This window comes from Trichococcus flocculiformis (assembly GCF_900113645.1).
GTDB lineage: Bacteria > Bacillota > Bacilli > Lactobacillales > Aerococcaceae > Trichococcus > Trichococcus flocculiformis.
Map to the genome: position 1 here is coordinate 21,029 of NZ_FOQC01000030.1, position 10,388 is coordinate 31,416.

The 10,388-nt window shown below is 44.6% G+C and carries 9 protein-coding genes and 1 pseudogene; 9 read left to right on the forward strand and 1 reads right to left on the reverse strand.

What is annotated here, in order from left to right; genetic code table 11:
- Positions 1-2 precede the first annotated feature (2 nt).
- From BMZ71_RS10070 to BMZ71_RS10110, 9 genes are all read left to right on the forward strand, one after another.
- The gene (locus tag BMZ71_RS10070) at positions 3-875 is read left to right on the forward strand and encodes a sugar ABC transporter permease (protein WP_086989989.1); all 873 of its coding nucleotides are present in this window, start codon (positions 3-5) and stop codon (positions 873-875) included.
- A 197-nt stretch (positions 876-1,072) separates the two neighbouring features.
- A complete protein-coding gene (locus tag BMZ71_RS10075; RefSeq protein WP_068561215.1) occupies positions 1,073-1,423 on the forward strand; it encodes a type II toxin-antitoxin system RelE/ParE family toxin in 351 nt (116 codons plus the stop codon).
- Between the two features lie 4 nt (positions 1,424-1,427).
- On the forward strand, positions 1,428-1,706 hold the full coding sequence (locus tag BMZ71_RS10080; protein ID WP_245734417.1) for a helix-turn-helix domain-containing protein: 279 nt from the start codon (positions 1,428-1,430) through the stop codon (positions 1,704-1,706).
- A gap of 212 nt (positions 1,707-1,918) precedes the next feature.
- On the forward strand, positions 1,919-3,133 hold the full coding sequence (locus BMZ71_RS15450) for a DUF1186 domain-containing protein (RefSeq protein WP_281242336.1): 1,215 nt from the start codon (positions 1,919-1,921) through the stop codon (positions 3,131-3,133).
- Between the two features lie 304 nt (positions 3,134-3,437).
- On the forward strand, positions 3,438-4,271 hold the full coding sequence (locus tag BMZ71_RS10090) for an AraC family transcriptional regulator (RefSeq protein ID WP_068561212.1): 834 nt from the start codon (positions 3,438-3,440) through the stop codon (positions 4,269-4,271).
- A gap of 96 nt (positions 4,272-4,367) precedes the next feature.
- Positions 4,368-5,678: an alpha-glucosidase/alpha-galactosidase gene (gene melA / locus BMZ71_RS10095; protein WP_086989991.1), complete on the forward strand. Its 1,311-nt coding sequence runs from the start codon at positions 4,368-4,370 to the stop codon at positions 5,676-5,678.
- Positions 5,679-6,022: 344 nt separating this feature from the next.
- On the forward strand, positions 6,023-7,612 hold the full coding sequence (locus BMZ71_RS10100) for an alpha-glucoside-specific PTS transporter subunit IIBC (RefSeq protein WP_086990008.1): 1,590 nt from the start codon (positions 6,023-6,025) through the stop codon (positions 7,610-7,612).
- A 63-nt stretch (positions 7,613-7,675) separates the two neighbouring features.
- Positions 7,676-9,019 carry a 6-phospho-alpha-glucosidase gene (locus BMZ71_RS10105; RefSeq protein ID WP_086989993.1) on the forward strand — a complete coding sequence of 448 codons (1,344 nt, stop codon included), beginning with the start codon at positions 7,676-7,678 and terminating at the stop codon, positions 9,017-9,019.
- A gap of 101 nt (positions 9,020-9,120) precedes the next feature.
- Positions 9,121-9,888 (forward strand): MurR/RpiR family transcriptional regulator, encoded by a 768-nt coding sequence (locus tag BMZ71_RS10110; RefSeq protein WP_086989996.1) that lies wholly within the window; start codon positions 9,121-9,123, stop codon positions 9,886-9,888.
- 247 nt (positions 9,889-10,135) lie between these two features.
- On the opposite strand, the pseudogene BMZ71_RS15110 reads toward BMZ71_RS10110, so the two are convergent.
- Positions 10,136-10,388, reverse strand: a pseudogene (locus BMZ71_RS15110) (IS5/IS1182 family transposase); the annotation flags it as partial.

Genomic DNA, 10,388 nt, shown 5'->3' on the forward strand with positions numbered 1-10,388 from the left:
AAATGGCAAAAGCAAAGAAAACAACAGGATACAAAGCGCAACGGCGGTCTTCGCTGGCTACAGTCTATGCCATCCTGGCTGTTCTGTCGGTCATTTGGCTATTCCCTATCGTATGGATCGTTTTGACCAGCTTCCGAGCAGAAGGCGGCGCGTTCGTTCCGTACATTATTCCAAAATCATTCACGTTGGATAACTACAGGATTCTTTTGCAGAACACAACCGGAAATTATCCGTTTGTGCGCTGGTTCCTGAATACGTTGTTTGTTTCCGTAATCAGTTGTATCCTGTCGACTTTCATCACGATCGCAATGGCGTACGCATTGTCGCGCCTGCGCTTCAAGATGCGGAAACCGTTCCTGAAAGTCGCGTTGGTCCTGAACATGTTCCCCGGATTCATGAGCATGATCGCCGTGTACTACATCCTGAAAGCTCTGAACCTGACGGAAAGCCTGCTTGCTTTGATTCTGGTCTATTCCGCCGGCTCGGCGCTAGGCTTCTACATCGCCAAAGGATTCTTCGATACGATCCCGATGGCATTGGATGAATCGGCCATGATCGACGGTGCCAACAAGTGGGAGATCTTCACAAAAATCACACTGCCGTTGTCCAAACCGATCATCGTGTACACGTCCTTGCTGGCTTTCATGGGACCATGGATGGACTTCATCTTCGCAAAAATCATCATGGGCGACAACATCCCGAACTACACGATCGCGATCGGGTTGTTCACGATGATGACCCGCACAACCGCGAACTCGCTGTTCATGGCCTTCACCGCAGGCTGTGTACTGATCGCCATCCCGATCACGATTCTGTTCATCTTCATGCAACGCTTCTACGTGGAAGGCGTGACTTCCGGATCAGTCAAAGGATAAGAATGTAAAGCGAAAAAGCCCAAAAGGCGCTCTTGCCGGAGCGCCTTTTGGGCTTTTCTGTAAGGTCGAGGGTTTCTGCCCGATGAATCTGGATAAATGAAAATAGGACAGGGGTTGCCTCGGGTTTGAGTTCATTTTCAAGGTGCTGAAGTTGAGGGAATATTTACTTTTAATCACTTATAAGTTATAATGAGGGTATGAAAAAATACAATTTTGATGTCTATGAAAAAGAAAACGGTGAAGCTCCCTTTTTGGTGTATTTAGATAGTTTGGATGTAAAATCCAGAGCTAAAGTATTACGCGCAATAACTATTGTGGAAGATTTTGGAGCGCAGTCTCCACCAGGGTATATCGATCACTTAGGCGATGGCATTTACGAACTTCGAGTGAAATTCTCAAGCAATATATTTAGATGCTTATATTTTCATTTTCACAATAATAAGTATATTATCACCCATGGTTTCACGAAAAAAACACAAAAAACCCCGTCAAGAGAAATCACTAAATCTAAAGAGTATCGTAAAGACTACCTGGAAAGGAATGAGTAAAAAGATGGAAAATAAATTACAAAAATACTTTGATACCCAAATGGACACGCCAGAATTTGCTGAAGCATGGAGAGAAACCGAAGCCAGCTATCAAGCGGCAAACATTCTTTTGAAAATTAGAGCAGAAAAACAGTTAACCCAATCTGAATTAGCTAATCTAACTGGGAAAAAACAATCTTACATTGCCCGAGTTGAAAAAGGTACTCAAAATATTAGTGTACAAACATTGAATGATATTGTGGAATCTGCAGGCGGAAAGTTAAAAATAGAAGTAGTCGTTTAAAATTGTGTGAATTCTGCAACCGCACATGAGAAAACACAAAGGGGCGGGGTTGTCTGTAAAAGAGACGGCCCCGTCTTTTTTGTCTTGCGTTGCTCTGCGTTTTTTTGGTAACGGTTTCTGATCAAGCGTGCTCCGGAAAGCAGGGGTATGGTAAACTGGATGTACATAAAAGGGCAGTTCCAAAAATCTATATCATTGGTGAGGTGTTGGTGATGGTGAGCAAAGAATTGAAAGAGGCTATGTTGGAAGTAGTGGATAATCAATTGAATGACAATGATCCAAAATGCACGACAGACACTTTTGAACGTCTTGTTGCTTCGGGATGCAGCCCGCAGGAAGCAAAAGAGCAGATTGCTGAAGTTCTTTTAGACAGGACGACTGCGAGTTTGGTAGCGGGAAAAGCGTTCGATGAAGAGGATTTCAGCAGGCGCTTGGATTATCTCAAGGGTAAAGGGAAGCAGCATCCGGACACTGATTACACCTCAAAAAACACGATGGATGAAATAGTGAAACGAATCGAATACATTCGCGGAACTGTTTTTCCTGAAGAGGAATTGAAGGAAATAATTGCCAGAAAAGAAGAAGCGATTCCTTTGTTGTTGAATATCTTAAGGCAGGTAAGGGATAACCCGGAAAAATACATCAGCCGCCCTGACTATTTTGGTCATAATTATGCTATTTATTTGTTGGCGCAGTTCAGAGTTAAAGAAGCTTATCCGATCGTATTTGATATCTTCAGTCTGCCGAATGACATGGCGTTTGACTTGCTCGGAGACGTGATGACGGAAGCGGGTGGACGGATAATCGCTTCCCTTTGCGGAGATGATTTGGAATCCATAAAGAGAATGATCAATAATGAAGTAGTCGACGAGTACACCAGAGTTCAAGCCGTAAATGCCTTTGCTGTTTTGGCGATGAGCGGGGACATCCCAAGGGAAACGGTCATTGATTACTACAGAGAGCTCTTTCATACCCTTGACAACAGTACCATGCTCTCGATGTTGATAAATACCTGCGTTACTATCTACCCTGGAGAATTGTATGACGAAATCAAGGAAGCTTACAAAAACAATCCGGCGCATTCTGAAGTAGTCAGAACAAGTTCCGTGGATCGGGCAATGAAAAAAGGTAAAGCGGCAGTATTAGCGGATGCCTCAGACAATAAATACTTACATAAAATCGAGGATACGATCGCCGAATTGAGGGACTGGGGATGCTTCGAAAATGAGTATAATGATGAGTATGACGATTATGATGACGAAGAGGACTTTTTCACAGATCTGTTTTTCGATCAGCTGATGAAAAACAATCCGGACTTCATTTCCCAAATAAAACGTACACCAATCGTAAACGAGCCGAAAATCGGCCGCAATGATCCTTGCCCTTGCGGGAGCGGCAAGAAATACAAGAAGTGCTGCGGGAAATAAGGTACAAAATGGCAAAGAAATGTAGGGACCGGAATGATTTAGCACGCCAACCCGCTTTGAAGGGTTTTTCGGACCGGATTCGATCAGAAATAACCTTCCAAAGCCGCTTTGGAAGGTTATTTCGGTGGGGAACTCTCTGTTTTCCTTGCCATCCTGTATTCGTGATCAGCTGGTAGCCGTTGTTGCGGATATCGGCCCGTTTTACCGGTGTATCTGATCCTTTTCTGTCACCGTTAACAGGTGTTGTGCTAAAATCTACCTATACAAATATACCGATAAATAAACAGATAACAGAGGATACCCGATGAGCGAAAAACTATTGAAGGATCTATTTTTTAAAGAATACTATTTCTCGGATTTTTATTTTTTTAATGTGGGCTACGAGAAGTGCCAGAGCAAGCATCGTTTTGGGCCTTCGTTACGGGACAACTACATCGTGCATTTTGTGATCAGTGGAAAAGGGCGGTATACCGTGAATGATACAACGCATCATTTGGGTACTGGTGATTTTTTTCTGATCCGTCCGAATGAACTGGTCGATTACGAAGCGGATGTGCAAGATCCATGGGAATACTATTGGATCGGATTTTCGGGCACCAAAGTGAAAGAAATCCTGCATACGAACGGGATCGGAGCCAAAGACTATATCGGTCAAGTTGGCGCACAAAAAGAGCTGCAGGAGAAATTCGCGCATTTCATGGAAGCCGATTTTTTTGATGATGCCAAAAAACTGGCGAATCAGGCGCTCTTCTATGACATATTTTCATTCTTCAAAATCCATAATGAAAATATGGAAATGGGGGTCCGCATCAGCCGAACAAAAAAATACAGTGAAGCTTTTTTGTTGTATGTGGGAAATAATTATTATCGCGAGGATCTGACGATCGAAGAAATTGCGAAATCGATGTACCTCCACCCAGCCTATTTCAGCCAGGTAATCAAGGAGGAGTTAGGCTTGACCGCCCTCAAATATTTGAATCTATACCGCATGAACAAAGCTAGCCAGTTGTTGAAAACAACGGAATTGTCGGTGGAGCAAATAGCAAGCGCGGTAGGATACCAGAACCGGCACTCTTTTACACGGGCCTTCAAAAACAGATTCCAAAGTTCCCCGACCCGGTATAAGCTCGAAAAATAAGACCTGAAAAATTGTACCCTGAAGCTAAAACCATGCCCTTCTTATTCAGTGAGAATAGCCTATACTGAAGACATCAAAAGGAAAAGGAGCACGAACATGGTCAAAATTTGTTTTATCGGTGCAGGCAGCACAATATTCGCAAAAAACGTTTTAGGGGATGCGATGTTGACGTCTAGTCTCCAGGATGCAGAAATTGCATTGTACGATATTGATGAAAACCGCTTGAAAGAATCCGAACTGATGCTTCAGACCATCAACAAAAACTCGAATCAAAGCCGCGCAAAAATACAATCTTTCAGCGACAGAAAAGAAGCTTTGAAAGATGCGAATTTTGTCATCAATGCGATCCAAGTGGGCGGCTACAAGCCGAGCACTGTGATTGATTTTGAGATTCCTAAAAAATACGGCTTGCAGCAGACAATCGGGGACACTACCGGTATCGGCGGGATCTTCAGAGGATTGCGCACACTTCCGGTGATGTTTGACATCGCCAAAGACATGGAAGAGGTTTGTCCAGATGCCTGGTTATTGAACTACACCAATCCGATGGCTATTTTGACGATGGGCATGCTGAAAGCGACGAAGATCAAAACGGTCGGCTTGTGCCACAGTGTCCAAGTCTGTGTGCCGGAATTATTCGAACATCTGGGCATTAAAGATCAATACAATCTGGATGAATTCCAATGGAAAATCGCCGGCATCAACCACATGGCTTGGCTGCTGGAAATCAACCGGAACGGAAAAGATTTCTACCCTGAAATCCGCAGACTGGCTTCAGAAATAGCCAATCCGCATAAGGATTCTGTGCGCTTTGAATTGATGAAACACTTCGGCTACTATGTCACCGAATCCAGTGAGCATAATGCGGAGTACCATCCTTACTTCATCAAAAAGAATTATCCGGAATTGATCGATCAATTGCAGATCCCGATCGATGAATACTTGAGAAGATGCGTTGATCAAATCGAACGCTGGGAAACTCAAAAAGACGAGATCGTCAATGACGGTTCGCTGGAACATACAAGAAGCCGCGAATATGCCTCTTATATTATGGATGCGATTACAACCGGATCGCCGACTGTGATTGCCGGGAATGTTTTGAATAAGGGTCTGATCACGAACTTGCCAGAAAATTGCTGTGTGGAAGTTCCGTGTTTGGTGGACAAGAATGGCGTTCAACCTACCTATGTGGGTGACCTTCCTACGCAACTGGCCGCATTGGATAGAACAAACATCAATGTCCAGGAGTTGACGGTTGAAGCGGCAATGACACTTGAAAAAGATAAAATATATCAAGCGGCATTGTTGGATCCTCATGCAAATTCAGAACTATCCATTGCCGAAATAAAAGCAATGGTGGATGAATTGATCGCTGCCCATGGCGATTATCTGCCGGCTTATAAATAAAATAGTGCCTGCGAATCGCTCTTCTGCTTCGGGATGTCCGATTCTATGAAGTTATCGGACATCCGCGTCACAATAAGCTACCTAAATGTCCGATTCTTCGCAATTATCGGACACCCCCCAAAAAGAATAACACCCAACCAAAGCTGCCTCGTCAACGAGACAGCTTTTTCTCTGTATTCATAAACATGTGAGCATGTTGGCCTGAGAAATTTCCCGTCAAATGGTAAAAAGGCCATTGTGAGAACGCTTTCCCTAAAGGGCGCCAAGGCATTGTTGCGCAAATTTGCCCGTGCTATAGTAGTTACATGAAAGGGATTTCAAAAAACAAAAGGAGATGAAAAATGATGATGCAGAAATTGCAGCGCTTTGGTGGCGCCATGTTTACACCTGTTTTATTATTCGCTTTTGCAGGGATTATATTGTCGCTTTCGATCATGTTCCAAAATGAAATGTTGGTTGGTGGAATCGCAGCGGAAGGAACAATATGGAAAAACTTCTGGGCGGTTGTTGAATCCGGTGGGTGGACAGTTTTTAATCAGATTGAGTTATTATTCGTTATCGGTTTGCCTATGGGATTGGCGCAAAAAGCAAATGCTCGTGCAGCTTTGGAGTCGTTCGTTGTCTATACGACATTCAACAACTTCTTAAGCAAAATTCTTCAGCTGATGGGGCCGACATTCAATGTTGACTTCACCCAAGAAGTCGGCGGCAACAGTGGGCTGAAAATGATCGCCGGTACTAAGACGCTGGATACCAATCTGATTGGCGCTATCTTGATTGCAGCAATCGTTGTCTGGATTCACAATCGCTATTTCGAAAAGAAACTGCCTGATTGGATCGGTATTTTCCAAGGTTCATCACTGGTTGTGATCATCGGGTTCTTCCTGATGCTGCCGATAGCATTTTTGACGGCTTGGATTTGGCCGATCATCCAAAGCGGTATCGGATCCGCGCAAAGCTTCATGGCCAGTTCCGGGACATTCGGTGTTTGGTTGTATGTGTTCCTCGAAAGAATTTTGATTCCTACAGGGTTGCACCACTTCATCTATCAACCATTCATTTTTGGGCCAGCGGTAGTCGAAGGTGGGCTGACGGCTGCTTGGTTGGAAAACCTGAATACATTCGCACAGTCGACTCAGCCTTTGAAAGAGTTGTTCCCTGCAGGCGGGTTTGCACTGCACAATGTTTCCAAACTGTTCGCACCGCTGGGGATTGCGGCTGCCTTCTATACGACAGCCAGTCCTGAGAAGCGTAAAAAGACATTGGCATTGTTGATTCCGACAGCGTTGACCGCCATTCTTTCCGGGATTACGGAACCGTTCGAATTCACTTTCCTTTTTATCGCACCGCAGTTGTTCCTGGTTCATTCTTTGCTGGCGGCATCTTTAGCCGCGACCGTCTATGCTTTCGGAGTTGTCGGAGATATCGGTGGTGGGTTGATCACGAACCTGTCGCAGTTCATCATTCCGATGTCAATCAATCATATGGGCTCGGTCCTGACCCTCTTCGCAGTCGGTTTTGCTTTCAGTGTCATCTACTTCTTTGTGTTCCGATTCGCCATTCTGAAGTATGACCTGAAAACACCTGGGCGTGAAGATGCGGAAGAAGTAAAGATGTACAGTAAACAAGAATATCGTGATAAGCAAGCCAAGAAAAATGTAGGTGCTTTGGCCGATAATCCTTATGCCGTAAGTGCTGCGCATTATCTGGAAGCGTTAGGCGGCGTTGATAACATTGTCGAGGTGAACAACTGCGCGACAAGGCTGCGTGTCACGGTGGCGGATGAAGCATTGGTGGCACCTGATGCGGAATTCAAACAAGGTGGCGCACATGGTCTCGTCAGAAATGGAAAGGCGTTCCAAGTGATAGTGGGGCTAGATGTTCCGCAAGTCCGGGAAGCATTCGATCAGCTGGTCGCACAAAGGCCGATTTAACAACATATCCAACAGAATCATCATCATAAAAAACTAAGTTAACAAGAGAAAGGGAGAATAAACATGGAATTAAAAAAACAATCGATCGCTATCGCAGGCGGAGGCAGCACGTTTACACCAGGAATCATCATGATGTTATTGGAAAATCTGGAGATTTTTCCGATCAGACAAATCAAATTCTATGACAATGACCCGGAGAGACAAAAGCAGATCGCGGATGCGTGCGAAATTATCCTGAAAGAACGTGCGCCTGAAATCACTTTTGTTGCAACTACTGATCCCGAAACTGCCTTTACAGATATCGATTTCGTGATGGCCCATATCCGTGTCGGAAAATATGCGATGCGTGAAAAAGATGAGAAAATCCCTTTGAAATACGGTGTCATCGGCCAGGAAACTTGTGGTCCTGGCGGGATTGCGTACGGTATGCGTTCGATCGGGGGCGTGCTGGAGTTGGTGGATTACATGGAGCAATATTCTCCTGATGCATGGATGCTGAACTACTCCAATCCAGCTGCGATTGTAGCGGAAGCGACGCGCAAACTGCGTCCGAACAGCAAAATCATCAACATATGCGACATGCCTGTAGGTATCGAACATCGCATGGCGGAAATTCTTGGAATGAAATCGCGCAAAGAACTTTCCATACGCTACTATGGATTGAACCACTTCGGCTGGTGGACAGATATCCGTGATAAAGACGGCAATGACCTGATGCCTGCAATCCAAAAGCATGTCAAAGAGCATGGCTACCTCACTCCTGCCGAGCTGGAAGGAAAGGGCAACGAGGAAGTTGAAGCAAGCTGGGTGCACACATTCGGAAAAGCTAAAGAAGTTTATCCACTGGATCCAAAAACCTTGCCAAATACTTATTTGAAGTACTACCTATTCCCGCAGGATGAAGTAGAAAAAGCCAATCCTGAATACACACGTGCAAACGAGGTGATGGATCACCGCGAGAAGATGGTCTTTGGGGAGTGCAACCGCATTGCGCAACTAGGGACAGCAGTCAATTCCGAGCTGGAAACCGACGATCATGCTTCTTACATTGTCGACTTGGCTCGGGCAATTGCCTACAATACAAAAGAGCGCATGCTGCTGATTGTGCCGAATAATGGCGCTATCTCAAACTTTGATCCGACAGCGATGGTGGAAATTCCCTGTATCGTTGGTTCGAATGGTCCGGAACCACTCGTTCAAGGCGAAATTCCGCGCTTCCAAAAAGGATTGATGGAACAGCAAGTCGCTGTGGAAAAATTGGTTGTGGAAGCTTGGGAAGAAGGCTCCTACCAAAAATTGTGGCAGGCGCTGACTGTTTCCCGCATCGTACCGAATGCGCGTGTAGCCAAAAACATTCTGGATGATTTCATTGCCGTCAATACAGAGTTTTGGCCAACTTTAAACTAAGAGTTCCTTCCTGAAACAGACACTTCATATGATACAATAGAGTCGCACACCAATGAGATTTTGCTCTTGGTATGCGACTCTTTGTTTACGGAGGGATATGAGTGGAATTAGAAGGCATCATCAATGAGCACTTCAACGAACTGAACGAAAATGAAAAAGCAATTATTGAATACATCATCAAGAATAAGGCGAACTGCCAAGAAATGACCATCATTGAATTGGCGAAAGAGACGCTGACATCGAAATCATCCATTCTGCGCTTGACGCAAAAGCTGGGATTCAGCGGGTACAGTGAATTCAAATATAGCATCCGAAAAGATATTTCCAAGCAGAATAACGTCGGACAGGAATACGATTTGTACAGCATGCAGATCAAAGACATTGAAACGACCAAAAAGATATTTGAACAAACTGAATTGACTCCGATCCTAAAGCAAATGCAGGAAGCGGAGCGGGTTTTTTGCTATGGGACTGGTTGGGGGCAGCGGAATGTGCTGGCTGACTTTCTGCGGTCCATGATTGCTGTCGGCAAGTATCCCATTCTGCTTAAAGCCAAAAGGGAACTGGAAATGGCATCAAAAAGCGACATCAAGCCCTCAGATCTGTTGATCGTGGTTTCATTAAGCGGCGACATCCGCGAAGTCGAAAAAGAAATGGGCATTTTGAAGCTGAAAGGCATTCCGATTGTCTCGATCACCAGCCTCAGCAATAACAGTCTGGCATCGCTAGGAAAGCATAATCTATATTTCCAAAGCACTCCGGTCATGCAGGGCGATATCGAAATTGTTTCCTTCCTGCCCATCCACTTGACTTTGGATAGCCTCTACAGGAAATATGTGGATTACACGAATAGCTTACTCAAGCAGTGACGTCAGAGCGGATAACGCTGCGACTTAGCCCGCCAAACGTGATTTGGTGGGCTTTTTGGACCGGATTCGACCATCGAAATAACCCTCCAAAACTGCTTTGGAAGATTATTCCGGTGGGTTTCGCTGTGTTTTTCCCCGCCAAACCGCTTTGAGGCTGCTGAAAAAGTCGCTTAGAGAATGTAAAAAGCATCAACAAAAATCATTTCACCATTTCTCGCTTGCTATTTTTCCGCAAAAAAGGGAGCCTTTAGGCCCCTTTTTTCTCTATTTCTCTGATTATTTTTCTCATATTTGCGATAAATACGGTCGATGCACTTTGTATAGTCATACCAAATAAACCGTTACTCATGGATTTTTTTAAACCATAACGGTTCTTTAACTCGCTATTCTTTTGTTCAATTCGGTATCGCATTCTTGATTTCTCACGAAATGCATCACTGTTTTCAAAGTCAAGTTGTTCTTGATGCAAGTTCGACTTGATCGTGAGGGTATATGTTTTT

Excerpts from the sequence above, each read along its gene's own strand:
- melA (WP_086989991.1), top strand. The coding sequence starts at position 4,368 with ATGGTCAAAATTTGTTTTATCGGTGCAGGCAGCACAATATTCGCAAAA.
- BMZ71_RS10090 (WP_068561212.1), top strand. The coding sequence starts at position 3,438 with ATGAGCGAAAAACTATTGAAGGATCTATTTTTTAAAGAATACTATTTC.
- BMZ71_RS15450 (WP_281242336.1), top strand. The coding sequence starts at position 1,919 with ATGGTGAGCAAAGAATTGAAAGAGGCTATGTTGGAAGTAGTGGATAAT.
- BMZ71_RS10080 (WP_245734417.1), top strand. The coding sequence starts at position 1,428 with ATGGAAAATAAATTACAAAAATACTTTGATACCCAAATGGACACGCCA.
- BMZ71_RS10100 (WP_086990008.1), top strand. The coding sequence starts at position 6,023 with ATGATGCAGAAATTGCAGCGCTTTGGTGGCGCCATGTTTACACCTGTT.
- BMZ71_RS10105 (WP_086989993.1), top strand. The coding sequence starts at position 7,676 with ATGGAATTAAAAAAACAATCGATCGCTATCGCAGGCGGAGGCAGCACG.
- BMZ71_RS10075 (WP_068561215.1), top strand. The coding sequence starts at position 1,073 with ATGAAAAAATACAATTTTGATGTCTATGAAAAAGAAAACGGTGAAGCT.
- BMZ71_RS10070 (WP_086989989.1), top strand. The coding sequence starts at position 3 with ATGGCAAAAGCAAAGAAAACAACAGGATACAAAGCGCAACGGCGGTCT.